23 protein-coding genes and 1 tRNA gene are annotated in these 22,761 nt (G+C 60.5%); 21 read left to right on the top strand and 3 right to left on the bottom strand.

All coding sequences use genetic code 11. The annotated features are described in order from the left end of the window. The first annotated feature begins 23 nt into the window (after positions 1-23). The 21 genes from AC1DU8_RS13780 (at position 24) to AC1DU8_RS13680 (ending at position 18,868) form a co-directional block, all read left to right on the top strand. Positions 24-1,022 carry an NAD(P)H-quinone oxidoreductase gene (locus AC1DU8_RS13780; protein ID WP_477726876.1) on the top strand — a complete coding sequence of 333 codons (999 nt, stop codon included), beginning with the start codon at positions 24-26 and terminating at the stop codon, positions 1,020-1,022. After that, positions 1,019-1,777 (top strand): triose-phosphate isomerase, encoded by a 759-nt coding sequence (gene tpiA / locus AC1DU8_RS13775; RefSeq protein WP_477667742.1) that lies wholly within the window; start codon positions 1,019-1,021, stop codon positions 1,775-1,777. Before AC1DU8_RS13780 ends, tpiA begins: the two co-directional genes overlap by 4 nt. Positions 1,778-1,810: 33 nt before the next feature. Then, entirely contained in the window at positions 1,811-2,227 is a 417-nt protein-coding gene (gene secG, locus AC1DU8_RS13770; protein ID WP_457279067.1) for a preprotein translocase subunit SecG, read from the top strand. Between the two features lie 114 nt (positions 2,228-2,341). Continuing rightward, a tRNA-Leu gene (locus AC1DU8_RS13765) sits at positions 2,342-2,426 on the top strand. A gap of 99 nt (positions 2,427-2,525) precedes the next feature. Beyond that, positions 2,526-2,885 (top strand): NADH-quinone oxidoreductase subunit A, encoded by a 360-nt coding sequence (locus tag AC1DU8_RS13760; protein ID WP_007864471.1) that lies wholly within the window; start codon positions 2,526-2,528, stop codon positions 2,883-2,885. Positions 2,886-3,037: 152 nt separating this feature from the next. Next, the gene (locus tag AC1DU8_RS13755; RefSeq protein ID WP_007864469.1) at positions 3,038-3,517 is read left to right on the top strand and encodes a NuoB/complex I 20 kDa subunit family protein; all 480 of its coding nucleotides are present in this window, start codon (positions 3,038-3,040) and stop codon (positions 3,515-3,517) included. Positions 3,518-3,520: 3 nt separating this feature from the next. After that, a complete protein-coding gene (locus tag AC1DU8_RS13750; protein ID WP_457279066.1) occupies positions 3,521-4,129 on the top strand; it encodes an NADH-quinone oxidoreductase subunit C in 609 nt (202 codons plus the stop codon). A gap of 25 nt (positions 4,130-4,154) precedes the next feature. Continuing rightward, positions 4,155-5,408, top strand: a complete 1,254-nt coding sequence (locus AC1DU8_RS13745; protein ID WP_457279065.1) for an NADH-quinone oxidoreductase subunit D — start codon at positions 4,155-4,157, stop codon at positions 5,406-5,408. A gap of 17 nt (positions 5,409-5,425) precedes the next feature. Next, positions 5,426-5,920 carry an NADH-quinone oxidoreductase subunit NuoE gene (nuoE, locus tag AC1DU8_RS13740; RefSeq protein WP_457279064.1) on the top strand — a complete coding sequence of 165 codons (495 nt, stop codon included), beginning with the start codon at positions 5,426-5,428 and terminating at the stop codon, positions 5,918-5,920. Then, positions 5,917-7,320 (top strand): NADH-quinone oxidoreductase subunit NuoF, encoded by a 1,404-nt coding sequence (gene nuoF, locus AC1DU8_RS13735; RefSeq protein ID WP_457279063.1) that lies wholly within the window; start codon positions 5,917-5,919, stop codon positions 7,318-7,320. The genes nuoE and nuoF overlap by 4 nt, the downstream gene beginning before the upstream one ends. A 19-nt stretch (positions 7,321-7,339) precedes the next feature. Next, positions 7,340-9,496, top strand: a complete 2,157-nt coding sequence (gene nuoG / locus AC1DU8_RS13730) for an NADH-quinone oxidoreductase subunit NuoG (protein ID WP_457279062.1) — start codon at positions 7,340-7,342, stop codon at positions 9,494-9,496. Beyond that, a complete protein-coding gene (nuoH, locus tag AC1DU8_RS13725; RefSeq protein ID WP_457279061.1) occupies positions 9,493-10,566 on the top strand; it encodes an NADH-quinone oxidoreductase subunit NuoH in 1,074 nt (357 codons plus the stop codon). Before nuoG ends, nuoH begins: the two co-directional genes overlap by 4 nt. A 144-nt stretch (positions 10,567-10,710) precedes the next feature. After that, positions 10,711-11,208 (top strand): NADH-quinone oxidoreductase subunit NuoI, encoded by a 498-nt coding sequence (gene nuoI / locus AC1DU8_RS13720; RefSeq protein ID WP_457279060.1) that lies wholly within the window; start codon positions 10,711-10,713, stop codon positions 11,206-11,208. A gap of 38 nt (positions 11,209-11,246) precedes the next feature. Beyond that, entirely contained in the window at positions 11,247-11,906 is a 660-nt protein-coding gene (locus AC1DU8_RS13715) for an NADH-quinone oxidoreductase subunit J (protein WP_457306818.1), read from the top strand. Then, positions 11,903-12,211: an NADH-quinone oxidoreductase subunit NuoK gene (gene nuoK, locus AC1DU8_RS13710; RefSeq protein WP_007864437.1), complete on the top strand. Its 309-nt coding sequence runs from the start codon at positions 11,903-11,905 to the stop codon at positions 12,209-12,211. The genes AC1DU8_RS13715 and nuoK overlap by 4 nt, the downstream gene beginning before the upstream one ends. 144 nt (positions 12,212-12,355) lie before the next feature. Beyond that, positions 12,356-14,380, top strand: a complete 2,025-nt coding sequence (gene nuoL / locus AC1DU8_RS13705; protein ID WP_457279058.1) for an NADH-quinone oxidoreductase subunit L — start codon at positions 12,356-12,358, stop codon at positions 14,378-14,380. Positions 14,381-14,410: 30 nt separating this feature from the next. Next, positions 14,411-15,886, top strand: a complete 1,476-nt coding sequence (locus AC1DU8_RS13700) for an NADH-quinone oxidoreductase subunit M (RefSeq protein ID WP_457279057.1) — start codon at positions 14,411-14,413, stop codon at positions 15,884-15,886. 20 nt (positions 15,887-15,906) lie between these two features. Next, entirely contained in the window at positions 15,907-17,409 is a 1,503-nt protein-coding gene (gene nuoN, locus AC1DU8_RS13695; protein WP_457279056.1) for an NADH-quinone oxidoreductase subunit NuoN, read from the top strand. Between the two features lie 8 nt (positions 17,410-17,417). After that, positions 17,418-17,720 (top strand): DUF2818 family protein, encoded by a 303-nt coding sequence (locus AC1DU8_RS13690; RefSeq protein WP_457279055.1) that lies wholly within the window; start codon positions 17,418-17,420, stop codon positions 17,718-17,720. Then, positions 17,717-18,331, top strand: a complete 615-nt coding sequence (locus AC1DU8_RS13685; RefSeq protein ID WP_477701997.1) for an NUDIX domain-containing protein — start codon at positions 17,717-17,719, stop codon at positions 18,329-18,331. Before AC1DU8_RS13690 ends, AC1DU8_RS13685 begins: the two co-directional genes overlap by 4 nt. Positions 18,332-18,352: 21 nt before the next feature. Further along, positions 18,353-18,868 carry a DUF1178 family protein gene (locus tag AC1DU8_RS13680; RefSeq protein WP_477726875.1) on the top strand — a complete coding sequence of 172 codons (516 nt, stop codon included), beginning with the start codon at positions 18,353-18,355 and terminating at the stop codon, positions 18,866-18,868. A 19-nt stretch (positions 18,869-18,887) separates the two neighbouring features. On the opposite strand, the gene AC1DU8_RS13675 is transcribed toward AC1DU8_RS13680, so the two are convergent. From AC1DU8_RS13675 to AC1DU8_RS13665, 3 genes are all read right to left on the bottom strand, one after another. Beyond that, the gene (locus AC1DU8_RS13675) at positions 18,888-19,214 is read right to left on the bottom strand and encodes a hypothetical protein (protein ID WP_477726874.1); all 327 of its coding nucleotides are present in this window, start codon (positions 19,212-19,214) and stop codon (positions 18,888-18,890) included. Positions 19,215-19,406: 192 nt separating this feature from the next. Beyond that, entirely contained in the window at positions 19,407-20,720 is a 1,314-nt protein-coding gene (locus tag AC1DU8_RS13670) for a Glu/Leu/Phe/Val family dehydrogenase (RefSeq protein ID WP_477671605.1), read from the bottom strand. Between the two features lie 190 nt (positions 20,721-20,910). Further along, on the bottom strand, positions 20,911-22,695 hold the full coding sequence (locus tag AC1DU8_RS13665; RefSeq protein ID WP_477726873.1) for an ABC transporter transmembrane domain-containing protein: 1,785 nt from the start codon (positions 22,693-22,695) through the stop codon (positions 20,911-20,913). Positions 22,696-22,761: the final 66 nt, after the last annotated feature.

The following is a 22,761-nucleotide window of genomic DNA, read 5'->3' as shown; positions in this document are numbered from 1 at the left end:
GGCTCAAATGACCTTGATACGCCATGAAAGTTGTTGAAATTACCTCCTACGGCAAGCCTGAGGTGTTGTGCCTGGCTGATCGCCCGGCGCCCATCGAAGGCTCTCGCGAGGTAGTGATCCGCGTGAGCGCCAGTGGCGTCAACCGCCCTGATGTTCTTCAGCGAATGGGTCACTACCCGGTACCGCCCGGGGCATCTGACATCCCCGGGCTTGAAGTCGCGGGTGTGATCGTGTCCGGCGATGCCGGGGCCATGACTGCAGCCGGTCTCAAAATCGGTGACCGTGTTTGCGCGTTGGTCGCGGGTGGCGGCTATGCCGAGTTGTGTGTTGCTCCGATTGGGCAGTGCCTGCCGGTGCCTTCAGGGTTGAGCGACATCGAGGCGGCATCTCTGCCCGAGACGTTTTTCACCGTCTGGAGCAATGTGTTTGAGCGCGCTTACCTGCAGCCGGGCGAAACCTTGCTGATCCAGGGCGGCTCCAGCGGCATCGGCGTCACGGCCATTCAGATCGCCAAGGCCCTGGGGGCCACGGTGCTGGTAACGGCCGGCAGCGACGAAAAATGTGCTGCCTGTGTTGCCATGGGCGCGGACCATGCCATCAACTACAAGACCAGCGACTTTGCCGAAGAGGCAAAAAAGCTGACCAACGGGAAGGGCGTCGACGTCATTCTTGATATGGTTGCCGGTGGTTATGTTGCGCGAGAAGTTGACTGCATGGCCGAAGACGGCCGTCTGGTCATCATTGCGATACAGGGCGGGGTCAAGTCCGAGATCAATGCAGGATTGGTGTTGCGCAAGCGCTTGACCGTCACCGGTTCAACCCTGCGTGCGCGATCTGTTGAGTTCAAGAGTGCCATTGCGAATGCATTGAGGGACAAGGTCTGGCCACTGCTTGCGAGCGGTGCTGTCAAGCCGGTGATTCACAGCACGTTTGCGGCGGCTGATGCGGCCAAGGCGCATGCATTGATGGAGTCCAACCAGCATGTCGGCAAAATCGTCTTAACCTGGTCACCGGCACCATGAAGAAGCTTATTGCTGGTAACTGGAAAATGAACGGCGGCCTGGAGGCCAACGCGGCCTTGCTGGATGCCTTGGCGAGCGGGCTGGCCAGCCCTCCGGCATGCGAAGTGGCGGTTTGTGTTCCCGCGCCTTACCTGGCACAGGTTCAGTTATTGCGAGCTGCAAAACCCGGCCTGTCTGCCATTGAACTGGGCGCGCAGGATGTGTCCGCTCATGCCAGCGGCGCCTATACGGGTGAAGTCAGTGCCGCGATGCTCAAGGAATTTGGTTGCCGTTTCGCCATCGTTGGTCACTCGGAGCGCCGCCAGTATCACGGTGAGACTGATGCGATGGTCGCCGACAAGGCAAAATCTGCACTGGCCTGCGGTGTTACCCCCATCGTTTGTGTTGGCGAAACGCTGGCCGAACGTGAGGCAGGCCATACCGAGGAAGTCGTGAAGCGGCAGCTCGCGGCGGTGATCCACGCCAATGGCCACTGCATCAGTGAAATCGTGGTGGCCTATGAACCGGTATGGGCGATTGGTACCGGCAAGACAGCGACCCCGCAAGAGGCGCAGGCTGTGCACCTGGTGCTGCGCAGCCAATTGAAGGCGGCTACCGATCGGTTTGCCCGCGTGAAAATCCTGTATGGCGGCAGCATGAATGCGGCCAACGCGGCAACGCTGCTGGCCCAGTCCGATATCGATGGCGGCCTGATTGGCGGTGCCTCGCTCAAAGCCCCCGATTTTTTGACAATTATTGCTGCAGCCCGCAACTGACGAGCGCAGAACGCTATTAATTTAGGAGTAGATATGAACGTTGTATTAACCATTGTCCTCGCCGTGCAAATGCTCTCGGCACTCGGCATGATTGGCCTGATCCTGGTGCAACACGGCAAGGGCGCAGACATGGGCGCGGCATTTGGCAGCGGCGGTTCGGGCAGTCTTTTTGGCGCCAGCGGCAGTGCCAATTTCCTGTCACGCACTACCGGTGTTCTCGCCGCGTTGTTTTTTGCCTGCACCTTGCTGCTTGCTTACTTTGGCAATGCTCCTGCACGCACAAGCTCCAGCGTCCTGGAGGGGGCCGCCGTGACCGCTCCGGCGCCGGCTGCTGCAGCTTCCGGCGCGGCCCAGATTCCGGGAACCTCTGCACCTGCAGGTACCGGCACGGCAGTTCCTGTCCCGCCTGCGCCCGCCGCCTCCGGTGCCGCGCAAATCCCGACGAAATAACGAGATTTTGCTGTTGCCCGCAGTCGGGAGCAGCAATATTTCGGGGTAAACTCTAAGACTGTCTGGAAAGCCAAAACCGCAAGGTTCCTCATGCCATCCAGGCAGTTAAATACCGCGGACGTGGTGAAATTGGTAGACACGCTATCTTGAGGGGGTAGTGCCGAAAGGTGTGCGAGTTCGAGTCTCGCCGTCCGCACCAGATTGACATGCATCGGCAGCAACGCTCCGGCAGTGCTGTCGGCTCAAACGGCAAGCTGAAGCAAACCGCGCAAGTGGCTTTTCAGAAGTTGAATCCACGATGAACCTCGATCAATACCTTCCTGTTCTTTTGTTTATTCTGGTGGGTGTGGGTGTCGGTGTGGTGCCTCAGGTCCTGGGGCGTTTGTTGGGCCCTGTGCGTCCCGACAGCGAAAAAAATTCCCCTTACGAATGCGGCTTCGAGGCTTTCGAAGATGCCCGCATGAAATTCGATGTGCGCTACTACCTGGTTGCCATCCTCTTCATTCTTTTTGACCTCGAAATCGCGTTTCTTTTTCCCTGGGCCGTGGCGCTCAAGGAAATCGGCCCCGTCGGTTTCTGGTCCGTCATGATTTTCCTGGGCATTCTGGTCGTGGGCTTTGTCTACGAGTGGAAAAAGGGTGCGCTGGACTGGGAGTGATTTCATTTCCAAATCGAGCGTGAACGCGAAGGTCCGCCGTAGACAGTGCTAAGGCACGGCAAGGCGGGCCGACAAAGTGCAAGTTTGATTTGGAAATGAAATAAGAAGATCCCGAGGGTTCTCTAGGCGGGTCACGCCACAAAGGTACGGGTATGTCACTTGAAGGTGTTTTCAACGAAGGCTTCATGACCACGAGTTACGACTCGGTGGTGAACTGGGCCAAGACGGGTTCGCTTTGGCCCATGACGTTCGGCCTGGCCTGCTGCGCCGTCGAAATGATGCATGCGGGCGCGGCGCGTTACGACCTGGATCGCTTCGGCATGTTGTTTCGTCCCAGCCCACGTCAGTCCGACCTGATGATCGTGGCTGGCACGCTGTGCAACAAGATGGGACCGGCACTGCGCAAGGTGTATGACCAGATGTCCGAGCCGCGCTGGGTGTTGTCCATGGGCTCTTGCGCCAATGGCGGCGGCTATTATCACTACAGTTACTCCGTGGTTCGCGGCTGCGACCGTATCGTGCCGGTTGACGTGTATGTGCCCGGCTGCCCACCCACAGCGGAAGCGCTGATGTACGGCATCATCCAGCTGCAGCAGAAAATTCGTCGCACCAACACGATTGCGAGGGCATAAGACATGTCCTCTTCTCCTGTTTCCATGGAGCAACTCGCCGAAACGATTCGTGCAGTGCTCGGCGACAAAGTCAAGAATCTGAACATCGCGCTCGGTGAGATCACTCTTACGGTTTCTGCTGCCGACTACCTGGCTGCCGCAACCCAGTTACGTGATGCGCCCGGTTGCCGCTTCGAGCAACTGATCGACCTGTGCGGCGTCGATTACTCCGAATACAAGGACGGCCAATACGACGGTTTGCGCTATTGCGTGGCGTCGCATCTGTTGTCGGTCAGCCTCAACCAGCGTGTTCGCCTCAAGGTGTTCTGCCCCGACGATGATTTCCCCGTGGTGGATTCGCTCAATGGCATCTGGAACTCGGCCAACTGGTTCGAGCGCGAGGCCTTCGACCTCTACGGGATCATCTTCGAGGGCCACAACGACCTGCGCCGCATCCTGACCGACTACGGCTTCATCGGCCATCCTTTCCGCAAGGACTTCCCGACTTCGGGCCACGTGGAAATGCGCTACGACCCCGAGCAAAAGCGCGTGATTTACCAGCCGGTCACCATCGAGCCGCGTGAGATCACTCCCCGTGTGATCCGCGAAGACAACTATGGCGGGCTGCAGTAAGCGGCGCTTGCAAGAGATACCCCACATGGCAGAAATCAAAAACTACACGCTCAACTTTGGGCCACAGCATCCCGCGGCACACGGTGTGCTGCGCCTGGTGCTCGAGCTCGACGGCGAAGTGATTCAGCGCGCCGACCCGCATATCGGCCTGCTGCACCGCGCGACCGAAAAACTCGCCGAAAGCAAGACCTACATCCAGTCGCTGCCCTACATGGACAGGCTGGACTATGTCTCGATGATGTCCAACGAGCATGCCTACTGTCTGGCCATCGAAAAACTGCTCGGCGTCGACGTGCCGGTTCGCGCGCAGTACATCCGCGTGATGTACGCCGAAATCACGCGCCTGCTCAACCACCTGCTGTGGCTGGGCGCGCACGGTTTCGACTGCGGCGCGATGAACATCCTGATTTATTGTTTCCGCGAACGAGAGGCGCTCTTCGACATGTACGAGGCCGTGTCCGGCGCGCGCATGCATGCGGCCTACTTCCGCCCGGGCGGCGTCTACCGCGACCTGCCCGACAGCATGCCGCAATACCGCGTCAGCAAGGTCAAGAACGCCAAGGCCATCGCGGCGCTCAACGAGAACCGCCAGGGTTCTTTGCTCGACTTCATCGAGGACTTCAGCAACAAATTCCCCGGTTATGTCGATGAGTACGAAACCCTGCTGACGGACAACCGCATCTGGAAGCAGCGCACCGTCGGTGTCGGCGTTGTGTCGCCTGAGCGTGCCCTCAACCTCGGCTTCACCGGCCCCATGCTCCGCGGCTCGGGTTTCGCCTGGGACTTGCGCAAGCAGCAGCCCTATGATGTCTACGACAAGATGGACTTCGACATCCCGGTCGGCAAGACCGGCGACTGCTACGACCGTTACCTCGTCCGTATCGAAGAGATGCGCCAGTCCAACCGCATCATCAAGCAGTGCATTGACTGGTTGCGTGTCAACCCCGGACCTGTGATCACCAGCAACCACAAGGTGGCCGCACCCGACCGCGAATCCATGAAGACCAACATGGAAGAGCTGATCCACCACTTCAAGCTCTTCACCGAAGGCTTCCATGTGCCCGAAGGCGAAGCCTATGCGGCGGTCGAGCACCCCAAGGGCGAGTTTGGTATCTACATCGTCAGCGACGGCGCCAACAAGCCGTATCGCCTGAAGATTCGTCCGCCGGGTTTCCCGCACCTTGCGGCCATGGACGAAATGTCGCGCGGCCACATGATCGCCGATGCCGTCGCCGTGATCGGCACCATGGACATTGTGTTCGGTGAGATTGATCGCTAAACCGGATGGTTTCCCCCATGATTTCTGAACAAACCAGAGCGCGCTTCGACCGCGAAGTCGCCAAATACCCCGCGGACCAGAAACAGTCGGCCGTCATGGCCTGCCTGACCGTCCTGCAGGAAGAGCACGGCTACGTGAGCGCCGAGAGCGAAAAAGTCGTGGCCGAATACCTCGGCATGGCGCCCATCGCCGTGCATGAAGTCACCACCTTCTACAACATGTACAACCAGCGCCCCGTTGGCAAGTACAAGCTCAACGTCTGCACCAACCTGCCTTGCCAGCTGCGCGACGGCGCCAAGGCGCTGAAGCACCTGGAGCACAAACTGGGCATCGCCATGGGCGAGACCAGTGCCGACGGCCTCTTCACGCTGCAGCAATCCGAATGCCTGGGCGCCTGCGCGGATTCCCCGGTGATGCTCGTCAATGACCTCACCATGTGCAGCTTCATGAGCAACGAGAAGCTGGACCAGCTCATCGAAGGCCTTCAATCCGCCGAGGCAAAGCAACCATGACGCTCGCACCCCTGAATCCCCACAGCGCAGCCGCGCAAAGCGTGCTGTCCCAGTTCTCGGCCACCGGCGTGCAGACCTGCTTTCACGGCCGGCACATCAACCCGCAAATTCTGGCTGACCTCGACGGCAGCAACTGGCGCCTCAAGGATTACGAAGCCCGTGGCGGCTACCAGGCCCTGCGCAAGATCCTGAAACAGGATGGCGGCGAGGGCATGACGCCCGACCAGGTCATCGCTGAAGTCAAGGCCGGCAGCTTGCGCGGCCGCGGCGGCGCGGGTTTCCCGACCGGGCTCAAGTGGAGCTTCATGCCGCGCCAGTTCCCGGGCCAGAAATACCTGGTCTGCAACTCGGATGAGGGTGAGCCGGGCACCTGCAAAGATCGCGACATCATGCAGTACAACCCGCACAGCGTGATCGAGGGCATGGCGATCGCCGCCTACGCCATGGGCATCAGCGTGGGTTACAACTACATTCACGGCGAAATCTTCGCGACCTACCAGCGCTTTGAAGAAGCCCTGGAAGAAGCACGCGCTGCCGGCCTGCTGGGCGACAACATTTTCGGCAGCGGTTACAGCTTTCAGCTCCACGCCTCGCACGGTTTCGGCGCCTACATCTGCGGCGAAGAAACCGCGCTGCTCGAATCGCTCGAAGGCAAAAAAGGCCAGCCGCGCTTCAAGCCGCCGTTCCCGGCCAGCTTCGGTCTCTATGGCAAGCCCACCACCATCAACAACACCGAGACCTTTGCGGCCGTGCCCTGGATCATCCGCAACGGCGGCCAGGCCTACCTTGAATGCGGCAAGCCCAACAACGGCGGCACCAAGATCTATTCGGTTTCGGGCGACGTCGAGCTGCCCGGCAACTACGAAGTACCCATGGGCACGCCGTTCTCCAGGCTGCTCGAACTCGCCGGCGGCGTGCGCAAGGGTCGCACACTCAAGGCCGTGATTCCCGGTGGGTCGTCGGCGCCCGTGTTGCCGGCTTCCATCATGATGGAATGCACCATGGACTACGACTCCATCGCCAAGGCCGGCTCCATGCTGGGCTCGGGTGCGGTGATCGTGATGGACGACAGCCGCTGTATGGTCGAGTCGCTTAAGCGCCTGTCCTACTTCTACATGCACGAATCCTGCGGCCAATGTACCCCCTGCCGCGAAGGCACGGGCTGGCTCTGGCGCGTCGTGGACCGCATCCACAACGGCCACGGCAAACAAACCGACATGGACCTGCTCAACTCGGTGGCTGACAACATCCAGGGCCGCACCATCTGCGCGCTGGGCGACGCTGCGGCCATGCCGGTGCGCGCCATGATCAAGCATTTCCGCCATGAGTTTGAAGCCATGATCAAGACGCCAGCCCCTCAGGCTCCCACATCCCAGGCTTCGGCTGCTGCGCAAGCCTGAGTAGCGGAAAGAAAAAAATATGGTTGAAATAGAACTCGACGGCCAGAAGGTGGAAGTGCTGGAAGGCAGCACGGTGATGCATGCGGCCGAAAAAGCCGGCACCTACATTCCGCACTTCTGCTATCACAAGAAACTCAGCATTGCCGCCAACTGCCGCATGTGCCTGGTCGACGTGGAGAAGGCGCCCAAGCCCATGCCGGCCTGCGCTACGCCCGTCACGCAAGGCATGATCGTGCGCACCAAGAACGACAAAGCCATCAAGGCCCAGAAGGGCGTGATGGAGTTCCTGCTGATCAATCACCCGCTGGACTGCCCGATCTGCGATCAGGGCGGCGAGTGTCAGTTGCAGGATCTTGCCGTAGGTTACGGCGGCAGCGAATCGCGCTACGAAGAAGAAAAGCGCGTGGTCTTCCACAAGGACGTCGGCCCGCTGATTTCCATGCAGGAAATGAGCCGCTGCATCCATTGCACGCGCTGCGTGCGCTTCGGCCAGGAAGTGGCCGGCGTGATGGAACTCGGCATGTCGCATCGCGGCGAACACGCCGAGATCGAAACCTTCGTCGGCATGTCGGTGGATTCCGAGCTGTCCGGCAACATGATCGACATCTGCCCGGTTGGCGCGCTGACCAGCAAGCCTTTCCGCTACAGCGCCCGTACCTGGGAGCTGTCGCGCCGCAAGTCGGTCAGCCCGCACGATTCGACCGGTGCCAACCTGATCGTCCAGGTCAAGAGCAACAAGGTCATGCGTGTCGTGCCCCTGGAGAACGAAGACGTCAACGAATGCTGGATCGCCGATCGCGACCGCTTTTCGTATGAAGCCCTCAACGGCGATGAGCGCCTGACCAGCCCCATGCTCAAGCAAGGCGGCGAATGGAAAACCGTCGACTGGCAGACCGCCCTTGAATACGTGGCCAACGGCCTCAAGCAGATCAAGGCCGATCACGGCGCCGGCAGCATCGGTACTCTGGCTAGCCCGCACAGCACGCTCGAAGAGCTGTACCTGGCCGCCTCCCTGATGCGCGGCCTGGGCAGCGAGAACATCGATTACCGCCTGCGCAACGCCGAGTTCGCCCCGCCCTCGGCCATCCGCTGGCTGGGCACCTCCATCGCCTCGCTGTCGCAGCTGCAGCGCGTGCTGGTGGTCGGGTCTAACCTGCGCAAGGACCATCCGCTGTTCGCGCAGCGCATACGTCAGGCTGTCCGCAAGGGCGGGGCGTTGAGCGCCATTAACTCCGCCGCCGAACTGGCAAACGCCGACGCGTGGGCCATGCCTGTCGCCAATAGGCTGCTGGCAGCGCCCGAAGCCTGGACCCAGTCCCTGGCCGATGTGGCGGCAGCGATTGCCGCCGACAAAGGCGTCACGGCGCCGGCCGTCGGCCAGGCCACCGATGCCGCCAAGGCCATCGCCAAGTCCCTGCAGGGCGGCGAGCGCAAAGCCATCCTGCTGGGCAACGCCGCAGCGCACCATGCCAACGCTTCCAGCCTGCTGGCGCTTGCCAACTGGATAGGCGCGCAGACCGGCGCCACCGTGGGTTACCTGACAGAAGCCGCCAATACCGTGGGTGCCCAACTGGCCGGCGCCTTGCCTGCCGGCAAGGGCCTGAATGCCGGTCAGATGCTGGGCGGCCAGCTCAAGGCCGTGATTCTGCTCAACAACGAACCCGAGTTTGACTCGGCTGCCGGCGCCAGTGCCAAGTCTTCGCTCAACGCCGCACAGATGGTCGTGACGCTGAGCCCTTTCAAGGCCAACATGGGCTTCAGCGATGTGCTGCTGCCGATTGCGCCTTTCACCGAAACGCCCGGCACCTTTGTGAACGCCGAGGGCCGCGTGCAAAGCTTTCACGCCGTCGTCAAGCCGCTGGGCGATACCCGTCCGGCCTGGAAGGTGCTGCGCGTGCTCGCCAACGTGCTGGGCTTGCCCGGCTTTGATTTCGAATCCTCGCAGGACGTACTCAAGCAGGTCGCGGGTGCCGATGCGGCGCAGCTTCCCGCGGACAAGCTCGGCAACAGCACCCAGGCCGCTATCGACCTGTCGGCCGTTATCGTCCAGGTGCCTGCGGTGGCCAGCATTTACCAGCTCGACGGGCTGGTCAGGCGCGCGACATCGCTGCAGCTGACGGCGGATGCCCGCCAGGCCGCCGGCCTCGAAGCCAGGCTCGAAGGAGTGACGGCATGATTGATGGAATCTTCGCCTTCGGCCAGGGTTTGATGGGCGGCATCTGGCCAGCCACGGTGTGGCCAGTGTTGTGGACGCTCATCAAAATCGTCTGCGTGCTGTTGCCGCTGATGGGTCTGGTGGCCTACCTCACCTTGTGGGAACGCAAGGCCATCGGCTTCACCCAGATTCGCCTGGGCCCCAACCGGGTCGGGCCTTTCGGCCTGCTGCAGCCGATTGCCGATGCGCTCAAGCTGCTGACCAAGGAAATCATCATCCCCACGGCAGCCAGCAAGGGCCTGTTTGTGCTCGGCCCCATCATGACCATCATGCCGGCCCTGGCCGCCTGGGCCGTGATTCCCTTCGGGCCCGAGATCGCGCTGGCCAACATCAATGCAGGCTTGCTATTCCTGATGGCTATTACCTCACTCGAGGTCTATGGCGTGATCATCGCGGGATGGGCTTCGAACTCCAAATACGCCTTTCTGGGCGCCATGCGCGCTTCGGCGCAAATGGTCAGCTATGAAATCGCGATGGGCTTCTGCCTGGTGGTGGTGCTCATGGTGTCGGGCAGTCTCAACATGACAGACATCGTGATGAGCCAGGGCAAGGGCACGCTGGCCAGCCATGGCTGGACTTTCCTGTCCTGGAACTGGCTGCCACTGCTGCCGATCTTTGTCGTGTACTTCATCTCCGGCCTGGCTGAGACCAACCGCCACCCCTTCGACGTCGTCGAAGGCGAGTCCGAAATCGTGGCTGGCCATATGGTCGAGTACTCGGGCATGGCTTTCGCGATGTTCTTTCTCGCTGAATACGCGAACATGTGGCTGGTCGCCATCCTGGCCGTGCTGCTGTTCCTGGGCGGATGGCTGCCGCCTGTTGAAGCCCTGAGCTTCATCCCCGGCTGGATCTGGCTAGGCGCCAAGACCTTTGTGGTCGTCACCATGTTCCTGTGGGTGCGCGCCACCTTCCCGCGCTTTCGTTATGACCAGATCATGCGTTTGGGTTGGAAGATTTTTATCCCCGTGACCCTGGTCTGGCTGGTGGTCGTCGGGGCCTGGATGCAGACGCCGTACAACATCTGGAAGTGACTATGAGCCCCCACGTTCGCTCACTTCGTGTAGCTCTCTGCCCCCCGAGGGGGCCGCTGCGCCTGCGGTCTGGCAAAGCCAGTCCCGCGGCCCCTGCTTGCATCAACGCATCGCCGGCAAGCTCCACTTCCGCAGGAAATTGATATGTCCACCGTAGCTTCCATCAAAGACTTTGCGTCGAGCTTCATGCTCACCGAGCTGTTCAAGGGCATGGCCCTGACTGGCAAGTACATGTTCAGCCGCAAGATCACGGTCCAGTTCCCTGAGGAAAAAACCCCGCTGAGCCCGCGTTTTCGCGGCCTGCACGCGCTGCGCCGTTATGAAAACGGCGAAGAGCGCTGCATCGCCTGCAAGCTCTGCGAAGCGGTGTGCCCGGCCATGGCCATCACCATCGAATCTGACGTGCGCGAAGACGGCAGCCGCCGCACCTCGCGCTACGACATCGACCTGACCAAATGCATCTTCTGCGGTTTCTGCGAAGAAAGCTGCCCGGTCGACTCCATCGTCGAGACTCACATCTTTGAATACCACGGCGAAAAACGCGGTGACCTGTATTTCACCAAAGAGATGCTGCTGGCCGTGGGTGACCGGTATGAATCCGAAATCGCCGCCAGTCGCGCGGCTGACGCCAAGTACCGCTGAATCCCAAGCCGCTGGCTCAAGAAAGAATCCACAACAACATGGACGCTAAAACAGGTCTTTTTTATGTTTTTGCCGCGGTGCTGCTGTTTGCAGCATTCAAGGTGATTACCGCGCGCAACCCCGTGCATGCGGCGCTGTACCTCGTGCTGGCATTTTTCCAGGCATCCGCCGTCTGGATTCTGCTCAAGGCCGAGTTCCTGGCCATCACGCTGGTGCTGGTTTATGTGGGCGCCGTGATGGTGCTGTTCCTGTTCGTCGTGATGATGCTGGACATCAACATCGACAGTGTGCGAAAAGGTTTCTGGAAGCACTTCCCGCTGGCCGGCTCCGTGGGGGCCATCATCGCGCTGGAAATGTCCTATGTGCTGATGGGTGGCTTCCGTGAACCCCCGAAAGCTGCAACTGCGGCGGGTCAGATCGGCGCGCAGGTCTCCAATACCAAGGAACTCGGCAAGCTGCTGTACTCGGAATACCTCTATCCACTGGAAGTTGCCGCGGTGATCCTGCTGGTGGCCATCATTGCCGCCATCGCGTTGACCTTGCGTGCGCGCAAGGACTCCAAATACCAAAATCCTTCAGAGCAGATCCGGGTTAAGCGCGCGGACCGCGTCAGCTTGGTCAAGATGAAATCCGTCGTGGCCGCACCGGTTGCCGCGACCGCTACAACCGCCGTTCCCGCCGAGGAGAAGAAAGCATGACTCTCACCCTGGGACATTTTCTTTCGCTGGGCGCGATGCTGTTCGCGCTGTCGGTCATCGGCATCTTCCTGAACCGCAAAAACCTGATCGTGCTGCTGATGGCCATCGAACTCATGCTGCTGGCGGTCAACATGAACTTCGTGGCCTTCTCGTACTACCTGAATGACATGGCTGGTCAGGTTTTTGTGTTCTTTATCCTGACCGTCGCGGCGGCTGAATCGGCCATCGGCCTGGCCATCCTGGTGCTGCTGTTCCGCAACAAGTCCAGCATTAACGTAGACGAACTCAATACGCTCCAGGGCTAATGATGACGCTCCCCCCCGAAGCGGCCTTCGGCCGCCTCCCCCTCAAGGGGGCGCCGCTGACGGTCCGGCAAAGCCGGTTCCGTGGCGGCCTTGGCATGGCTTCCTTGTTTGCCTGCGTAACTTGCTTGGCGGAAAAAAACTAATATGGCATCCACCCTCAACGCTTCAACTCTGCTGGCCGTTCCGTTGGCACCCCTGGCCGGCGCCCTGGCGGCCGGTATCCTCGGCACCTCTTTTGGCGGCAACTGGATAGGCCGTCGCCTGTCGCACACCCTCACCATCCTCGGCGTGCTGGTGGCCTTCATCATTTCGGCAATGACGCTCAAGAGCGTGGCCATCGATGGCGCGCGCTTCAACGAGACGCTCTACACCTGGATGAACGTCGGCGGCCTGAAGATGGAAATCGGCTTCCTGGTTGACGGCCTCACGGCCATGATGATGTGCGTGGTGACCTTTGTGTCGCTCATGGTGCACATCTACACCATAGGCTACATGGAAGAAGACGAGGGCTACAACCGCTTCTTTGCCTACATCTCGCTGTTCACCTTCTCCATGCTGATGCTGGTGATGAGCAACAACATGCTGCAGCTGTTTTTCGGCTGGGAAGCCGTGGGCCTGGTGTCTTACCTGCTGATCGGCTTCTGGTTCAACAAGCCGACCGCCATCTTCGCGAACATGAAGGCCTTCCTCGTCAACCGCGTGGGCGACTTCGGTTTCATCCTCGGCATTGGCCTGATCGCTGCCTATGCCGGCACACTGAACTACGGTGAGGCCTTTGCCAAGGCCGGCGAGCTTTCCAAGCTGAGCTTCCCGGGCACCGGCTGGATGCTGGTAACCGTGATCTGCATCTGCCTCTTCATTGGCGCCATGGGCAAGTCGGCGCAATTCCCTTTGCACGTCTGGTTGCCGGATTCCATGGAAGGCCCAACCCCGATCTCCGCGCTGATTCACGCGGCAACCATGGTGACGGCCGGCATCTTCATGGTGGCGCGCATGTCACCGCTGTTTGAGCTCAGCGATACCGCGCTCAGTTTCATCATGGTGATTGGCGCCATCACGGCCTTGTTCATGGGTTTCCTCGGCATCATCCAGAATGACATCAAGCGCGTGGTTGCGTATTCCACACTCTCGCAGCTGGGTTACATGACGGTGGCGCTGGGCGCCTCGGCCTATTCTGTCGCGGTGTTCCATCTGATGACGCACGCTTTCTTCAAGGCGCTGCTGTTCCTGGCCGCCGGCTCGGTCATCATCGGCATGCACCACAACCAGGACATCCGCTGGATGGGCGGCGTGCGCAAGTACATGCCTATCACCTGGATCACCTCACTGCTGGGTACACTGGCCCTTATAGGCACGCCTTTGTTCGCGGGGTTCTACTCCAAGGACAGCATCATTGAAGCCGTGCATGAAAGCCATCTGGCAGGCGCCGGCTTTGCCTACTTCGCGGTGCTGGCGGGCGTTTTTGTGACGGCCTTCTATTCATTCCGCCTGTATTTTCTGGTGTTCCACGGCAAGGAACGTTTTGACCAGAACCCCGATGCGCACCACCATGGCCACGACGATCACGGCCACCATGACGAGCATCATGAGCCGCACGAGTCCCCCTGGGTCGTGACAGTGCCGTTGATCCTGCTGGCGATCCCGTCCGTGGTCATCGGCTTTATGACGATTGAGCCCATGCTGTACGGTGACTTCTTCAAGGATGCCATCCTGGTGAATCTCGAAAAACATCCCGCCATGGAAGAGCTGAAGCGGCTGTTCCACGGTCCGGCCCAGATGGCCTTGCACGGGCTGACGGCTGCGCCGTTCTGGCTGGCCTTGTCGGGCTCGGTGCTGGCCTGGTACATGTACATGATCAACCCGGCCCTGCCGGCCGCGATCAAGCGCATGTGCATGCCAGTCTTCACGTTGCTCGAGAACAAGTACTACCTTGACTGGTTCAATGAGAACGTATTGGCCCGGGGCACGCGCGCACTTGGTACCGCACTCTGGAAGGGCGGCGACCAGAAGCTGATCGATGGCGCGCTGGTCAACGGTTCATGGAAGCTGGTTGGCTGGGTTTCCGGCATGGTGCGCCGGCTGCAGTCCGGCTACATCTACCACTATGCCTTCGGCATGATCATTGGCGTGTTTGTGTTGATGACGTATTTCGTCTGGCTCAATCGCTGATCAGTTCAACAAAATCAAGGAAGAACAAGAATGGGTTTGTTGAGTCTTGCGATCTGGACGCCGATTGTTTTCGGTGTGGTTCTGCTGGCACTGGGCCGTGACGAGCAGGCGCGCAGCGTTCGCTGGGTCGCGCTGATAGGCGCGGTCGTCAGCTTCCTGGTGACGTTGCCTTTGTACAGCGGTTTTCAGCTGGATACGTCGGCCATGCAGTTTGTCGAAAAGGGCAGCTGGATCCAGCGGTTTAATGTCAACTACCACGTGGGTGTTGACGGCATTTCGCTGTGGTTTGTGCTGCTGACGGCTTTCATCAATGTGGTCGTCATCATCGCCAGCTGGGAAGCCATCACCACGCGCGTGAACCAGTACATGGCTTCTTTCCTGATCCTCAGCGGACTCATGATTGGCGTGTTTGCGGCACTGGACGGCATTCTGTTTTACGTGTTCTTTGAAGCCACGCTGATCCCGATGTACCTGATCATCGGCATCTGGGGCGGTCCCAACAAGATCTATGCGGCCTTCAAGTTTTTCCTGTACACCTTGCTCGGCTCCCTGCTGATGCTGGTGGCACTGATCTTCCTGTACAACAAGTCGGGCGGCAGCTTCGACATCCTGACCTGGCACAAGCTGCCTCTGGGCAGCACGGTGCAGACATTGCTGTTCTTCGCCTTCTTCGCAGCCTTTGCCGTCAAAGTGCCGATGTGGCCAGTCCACACCTGGCTGCCCGATGTGCACGTTGAGGCCCCCACAGGTGGTTCGGCCGTGCTGGCCGCCATCATGCTGAAGCTGGGCGCTTACGGTTTCCTGCGCTTCTCGATGCCTATCGCTCCGGATGCTGCGCATGAATGGTCCTGGCTGATGATTGCCCTGTCCTTGATTGCTGTCATCTATGTTGGTTTGGTTGCACTGGTGCAGCAGGACATGAAAAAGCTGGTGGCTTATTCGTCTGTGGCCCACATGGGCTTTGTCACCCTGGGCTTTTTCATCTTCAACGACCTGGGCGTTTCCGGCGGCATCGTGCAGATGATCGCCCACGGCTTTGTGTCGGGCGCGATGTTCCTGTGCATTGGTGTACTGTACGACCGCGTCCATTCGCGCGAAATTGCCAGCTACGGCGGCGTGGTGAACACCATGCCCAAGTTTGCGGCCTTTGCCCTGCTTTTTGCCATGGCCAACTGCGGCCTGCCGGCCACAGCCGGTTTCGTCGGCGAGTGGATGGTGATTTTGGGTGCGGTCAAATACAACTTCTGGATAGGCGGCGCGGCAGCGACGGCACTCATATTTGGCGCAGCCTACACCTTGTGGATGTACAAGCGGGTTTACCTGGGCCCCGTGGCCAATGACGACGTCAAGGCACTCGTCGACATCAACAGCCGCGAATTCCTGATGCTGGCGCTGCTGGCTATCGCTGTGCTGTACATGGGCATCTATCCCAAGCCGTTTACCGATGTGATGAATACTTCAGTGGCGGACCTGCTCAAGCACGTCGCGGCCTCCAAACTGAACTGAAGCAACTACAAAGAATTCAGATGATTGACAAACTCTCCTGGATCACGGTTTATCCGGAAATCGTCCTCCTGACCATGGCCTGCGTGATTGCGCTGGTGGATCTGGGCGTCAAGACGCCGCAGCGTACGCTGACCTACGTGCTCACGCTGTTGACCCTGGCCGTCGTGGCGGCCATGGAGGCTGCCTACGCCTCTGGAGGCCAGACCTTCTATGGTTTCGGCAACATGGTTGTCAGCGACCCCATGGGCGGCTGGCTCAAGTGCTTTGCCTGTATCACCGTGATGATTACGCTGGTCTATGGCCGCCCTTACGCGGCAGATCGCGACATGTTGCGCGGCGGTGAATTCTTCACGCTGAGCCTGTTCGCGCTGCTGGGCATGTTCGTCATGATCTCGGGCCACAACTTCCTGGTGATCTACATGGGCCTGGAATTGCTGACCCTGTCCAGCTATGCGCTGGTGGCCCTGCGTCGCGACAACGCCACTGCCACCGAAGCCGCCATGAAGTACTTCGTGCTGGGCGCGCTGGCTTCGGGTTTCCTGCTGTATGGTCTTTCGATGCTGTACGGCGCGACCGGCTCCCTGGACCTCAACGAGGTGTTCAACGCGATTGCCAGCCGCCAGGTCAAGCATCAGGTACTGATTTTCGGCTTGGTCTTCATCGTGGCTGGCCTGGCCTTCAAACTGGGCGCTGTGCCTTTCCATATGTGGCTGCCTGACGTCTACCAGGGTGCGCCTACAGCCGTGACCCTCCTGATCGGTGGAGCGCCGCAGCTCGCGGCCTTCGCTATCTGTATCCGCCTGCTGGTCGAAGGCCTGTTGCCGCTGGCAATTGACTGGCAGCAGATGCTGGGATTGATGGCGATTGGCTCGCTGCTGGTGGGCAATCTGGCCGCAATTGCGCAGTCCAACCTCAAACGCATGCTGGCGTTCTCCACCATCTCGCAAATGGGTTTCCTGTTGCTCGGCCTGCTGGCCGGCGTGGTCAACGGCAACCAGCTCAACACCGAATCGGCCTACAGCGCAGCGATGTTCTATGCCCTGACTTATGTGCTCACCACCCTGGGTGCTTTCGGCATCATCATGCTGCTGGCACGCGCCGGGCACGAGTCCGAAGAGATCGTCGATCTGGCCGGCCTGAACCAGCGCAGCCCGTTGTACGCCGGCGTGATGGCCATCAGCATGTTCTCGCTGGCCGGCCTGCCGCCGCTGGTGGGGTTTTATGCCAAGTTGTCCGTCCTGCAGGCGCTGATTTCCTCGCAACAAACCAGCTACATTGTGCTGGCCGTTTTTGCGGTGATCATGTCGCTGGTGGGCTCCTTCTATTACTTGCGTGTGGTCAAGGTTATGTACTTTGATGCACCCTTGGCCCATAACGCCCAGCCGGTTTCTGCGCCGGCAGATGCCAAGGCAGTGCTGGCCATCAATGGTGCGCTCATCCTGATCCTGGGCATCATGCCTGGCGGTTTGATGACCCTGTGCGCGCAGTCCATCAGCAGCATCGTCAAATCACTGGGTAGCTGACCCCTGCCATGACCCAAACTGCTTCAGTCTGGCTGGTCGTGCTGCTGGCCTTGCTGGCAGCCAACCTGCCTTTCATCAGCAATCGCCTGTTCGCGGTCTACGCGCTCAAGTTGCCGAAAAACCTGGCGATCAGGGCCGCAGAGCTGGTGGTCTGGTACCTGGTTGTCGGCGGTCTGGGTTTATACCTTGAGCAGCGGAGCGGCCAGATTGCACCGCAAGGCTGGGAGTTTTATGCCATCACCGGCACGCTCTTCATCACCTTTGCGTTTCCCGGATTCACCTGGCGCTACCTGTTCAAGCACCGTCCATGAGCACATCTTCCGGTCCTGATCAAGCCGGTGCAATTGCCGACGCGCACCTCGTCGAGACCTGCATCGACTCGGTCGAGATCCTGAGAGGGAATTTCCTGCATGCCTTGCGTGATACCGTCAGGCTGCCCGACGGCAAGCAGGCAACGCGCGAATACGTCATTCACTCCGGTGCCGTGATGGTCGTGGCGCAACTGGACGACGGGCGTCTGGTGCTGGAGCGCCAGTACCGCTACCCCATGCGTTCCGTGATGGTGGAGTTTCCCGCGGGCAAGCTCGATCCGGGCGAAGGCTCGCTGGCCTGCGCCCAGCGTGAACTGCTGGAGGAAACCGGTTACACCGCGCGTGAGTGGGCGAGGGCAGGCGTGCTGCATCCGGTGATCTCCTATTCCACCGAATTTATTGACATCTGGTTTGCGCGCGGGTTGACCCCCGGCCAGCGCAAGCTGGATGCCGGGGAGTTTCTGGACGTCTTTACGGCAACACCCGCTGAGCTTCTTGCCTGGTGTGCCAGCGGCGAGGTCACGGATGCAAAAACATTGACAGGCGCCCTGTGGCTGCAAAACGTGCTGTCCGGCGCGTGGGCTTTGGACTGGCAAGCTGCAACAGCCTGATCCCCCGGCGATAATCCGGCCATGAAAGTCCTGAATCTCCAGTGTGCGCACCAGCATTCATTTGAAGGCTGGTTTGCGTCCGAGGACGACTTCCAGGCCCAGCTGTCGCGCGGCCTGATCGAATGCCCGATGTGCGCCGACAAAAGCATCCAGAAACTTCCCAGTGCACCACGCCTCAACCTGGGCGGCCATGACATCGTAAGCGCAGGCAGCCGGGCTGCTGCGTCTTCACAAGTTGCCATTCCGAACCCGGCGCGGGGCGCCGAAGGCGAGGCCACCGCCATGACGGGTATACCGGCTGCAAAGAGTCACGCAGAGCAGGCCGCGTTCCTGAAGGCCTTGCGTCATGTGATGGCGCATACCGAAGATGTCGGAAGCCAGTTTGCGGATCAGGCCCGCCGCATGCACTATGGCGAACTTGAGGCGCGCAGCATTCGCGGCCAGGCCAGTGTGCGCGAAGCTGTGGAGCTGATCGAGGAAGGCATAGACGTTATGCCTTTGCCCTTGCCGGCGGCGGTCAAGGAAACACTTCAGTAAAGCGATTTCCCGCAGCCTCTCAGGGATTCAACCCTTCAACAGAGATTTCTCCATACAGGCTCAGAAGTCGCTGGTCGCCCAGAATGTAGTCACGCATACGCCGTACGACCAGGCTTTTCCACTCCGAAAACCACGGGATGGTTGTCACGCCTTTAAATTCATCGGGTAGCAGAGCCTTATAAGTGAGGCGGCCATTTTCACCAGTTTGCTCCTTAACGTAGAAGTACGCTTCTCTCTTGAAATACACATCGGCTCCAGCTTCTTTGTAAATGAGGCAGAAGTCATTCGAGTCGTTTCGTATCATGGCTGGTGAAACGTACTCGATGGAGAATTCGGTGCTTTGCATGGATTGCCTGATCCTGAGTGAGCGGGTGAGCCGAACTTCCTGGCGCCGGCCAGGCACTGGAGGTCATGGTGTGCGGGCCATGGTAATTGAGTTCACCCATAACGCGTGGCCGCTTAAAAAAGCGGCGGCACCCGAGAGTACCGCCGCTTCATGGCTATCGTTGCTTCTGCCGACTCTCAGGGCAGTACCGGATTAAGGATACAGGCCGCGCAACTCGCGCGTGTGCAGGATTCGCTTGCATGCCACGATGAAGGTGGCGGTACGCAGGCTGACCTTCTGGTCTTGCGCCACGGCCCAAACACCGGCAAAGGCGTCTTTCATGATTTTCACCAGGCGCTTGTTGATTTCTTCTTCGTCCCAGAAGAAGCTGGAAAAATCCTGCACCCATTCAAAGTAGCTGACGGTCACGCCGCCGGCATTGGCGATCACGTCCGGCAGCACCAGCACGTTGCGGTCATGCAGGATGTCGTCGGCGGCGGGCGTGGTCGGGCCGTTCGCGCCTTCAATGATCATGCGCGCCTTGATGCGGCCGGCATTGGCCGCCGTGATCTGCTGCTCAAGTGCGGCCGGGATCAGGATGTCGCACTCCACGTCCCAGAACGCGTCATTGGCAATGACTTCGGCTTCGGTGAATCCGGCCACGCTGCCGTTGGCTTCCACATGACGCAGCAGCGCCGGCACATCGAGGCCGGCTTCACGGTAAATCGTGCCACCGTGGTCTTGCACCGCGACCACGCGTGCACCGGTTTCGGCAAACAGTTTGCCCGCCACGCCGCCCACATTGCCAAAGCCCTGCACGGCGACTCGCGCCGTACTGATATCGAGGCCGATGTGCTTGGCCGCTTCGGTGCCCACGGTGAACACGCCGCGCCCCGTGGCTTCACGCCGGCCCAGCGAGCCGCCCAGGTCGACCGGCTTGCCCGTGACAACGCCGGTTGAGGTAGAGCCGGTGTTCATCGAGTAGGTGTCCATCATCCACGCCATGATCTGGTCGTTGGTGTTGACGTCCGGCGCCGGGATGTCCTTGTTGGGGCCGATGATGATGCCGATCTCGCTGGTGTAGCGGCGCGTCATACGCTCCAGCTCGCCACGCGAAAGCTTCTTCGGGTCGACGCGGATGCCGCCTTTGGCACCGCCGTAAGGCACGTTCACCGCCGCGTTCTTGACCGACATCCAGGCCGACAGTGCCATCACTTCAGACAGCGTGACGTCCTGGTGGAAACGCACGCCGCCCTTGCCTGGGCCGCGCGAAACGTTGTGCTGCACACGGTAGCCTTCAAAGTGCGCCACGGTGCCGTCGTCCATGTGAATCGGCACGTCCACGATCAGCACACGCTTGGGCCGCTTCAGGGTTTCAGCCCAGCGCGCCAGGCTGCCCAGGTGGGGAATGACGCGGTCTACCTGCTGCAGGTAGTTGCCCCAGGGGCCCAGGTTGTCTGCCTGCAGGTAAGACGGAAGCGGGTGAGACCCGGCGGGGGTGGGAACAGAAGAGGCTGCGTGTGACATTGAAAAAGCTCCTTGTGGGATTTCTTGCGGGAAAGTCTGCGGGAAGAATCAATGCACGGAGCTTAAGAGCCCCGGTCTAAATAGTCCAAGGCATTGTTGAGCAAAATCTATGCAAATAATGCATATCACTGATTTTTGATGGCCGCCGGAGCTGCGGCGAAAGCCGGGAAGCCCGCACATGCCAAGGCCGTCACACCGTGAATTGCAGTGCCGCCAGCCGCGCATAAACGCCCCCGCGGTTCACCAGCTCGGCATGCGTGCCTTGCTCCACCAGTCGCCCGTGGTCCAGCACCAGGATGCGGTCAGCCTGCTGCACAGTGGCCAGCCGGTGCGCAATCACCAGCGTCGTCCGGTCCTTCATGGCCGACTCCAGGGCCGCTTGCACCATGCGTTCGCTTTCGGCATCCAGCGCGCTGGTGGCTTCGTCCAGCAGCAGCAGCGGGGCGTTTTTCAGCATCGCCCGGGCAATCGCAATGCGCTGGCGCTGGCCGCCGGAAAGCCGCACGCCGCGCTCCCCCAGGAAGGTGTCGTAGCCTTCGGGAAGGGCTGTGATGAACTCATGTGCGAAGGCCGCCCTGGCCGCTGCACGGGTCTCTTCATCAGTGGCTTCAGGTTTGCCGTAGCGGATGTTCTCCAGCGCGCTGGTCGAGAAGATGACAGCGTCCTGCGGCACGATGCCGATGCGCTGCCGCAAATCATGCAGCGCCATGTCGGCAGTGCGCACGCCATCCAGTTCGATGCGGCCTGAAGCCGGGTCGTAAAACCGCAGCAGCAGCTGGAACACCGTACTCTTGCCCGCGCCGCTGGGCCCCACGATGGCCACCGTTTCGCCGGGCGCCACGCTCAGGGAAAAGTTTGTCAGCGCGGCCTGCGCAGGCCGCGACGGGTAGTGAAATGTCACGGCATCAAATTTGACCGCGCTGCCGGCCCGCGTGACTTGTGCGGGAACCGGGTTGGCCGGTGATGCCACGGGTGAACGCGACGTCAGCAACTCCATCAGCCGTTCGGTGGCGCCCGCAGCCCGCAGCAGGTCGCCATAGACCTCGCCCAGCACGGCCGCCGCGCTGGCCAGGATGATCACGTAAACAACTGTCTGGCCCAGGTGGCCCGCCGTGATGTCCCCACGCATTACCGCCTGCGTGCCCTGGTACAGGCCCCACAGCAGCGCCGCCGACGTGGCGATGATGATGAAGGCCACCAGCACCGAGCGCGCCCTGGTGCGGCGAATCGCGGTGTTGAAGGCATTGGTCGTTGACGCATCAAAGCGCGCGGCTTCGCGGCCTTCAGCGGTGTAGCTTTGCACCACCGGAATGGCGTTAAGCACTTCGGCCGCGATCGCGCTGGAGTCTGCCACGCGGTCCTGGCTGGCGCGCGACAGCTTGCGCACACGCCGGCCAAACCAGACCGAGGGCGCGACGATCAACACCAGCACCACCAGTACCTGCACCATGAGGTAAGGGTTGGTATAGACCAGCATGCCCAGCGCGCCCACGCCCATGACTGCATTGCGCAGGCCCATGCTGAGCGAGGAGCCCACCACCGTCTGCACCAGTGTCGTGTCCCCTGTCAGGCGCGAGAGCACTTCGCCGGTTTGCGTGGTTTCAAAAAACTCGGGGCTTTGCCGCACCACATGCGCGTAGACCGCGTTGCGCAGGTCCGCCGTCACACGCTCGCCCAGCCAGCTCACCATGTAAAAGCGGCCTGCCGAAAAAAGGCCCAGCGCCGCCGCCACGCCAAACAGCTCAAAGAAATGGGTGCGCAGCGCCATCAGCTGCTGGCCCTTGTCTGCAGCGCTGAGCCCGCCGTCAATCAGGCTGCGCAGGGCCAGCGGAAACACCAGCGTGGCAACGGCCGCCATCACCAGGAAAAACATCGCCAGAACAATCCGCCCCCGGTAGGGACGCAGGAAGGGAACGAGGCCGGAAAGGGAGCGGGGCGCGCCCTTGGGCGCATTCGAAAGGGAAGAAGTAGCCATGCGGGGAGTTTAGCCATAAAAGATGTCTGTACAAACACAGCCTTGACAATGTTTGTCTAGGCATGT

The organism is Polaromonas sp. P3_A5 (assembly GCF_056403055.1).
The sequence above is the reverse complement of the archived record's forward strand: the minus strand, read 5'-3'. Positions and strand labels throughout refer to the sequence as shown.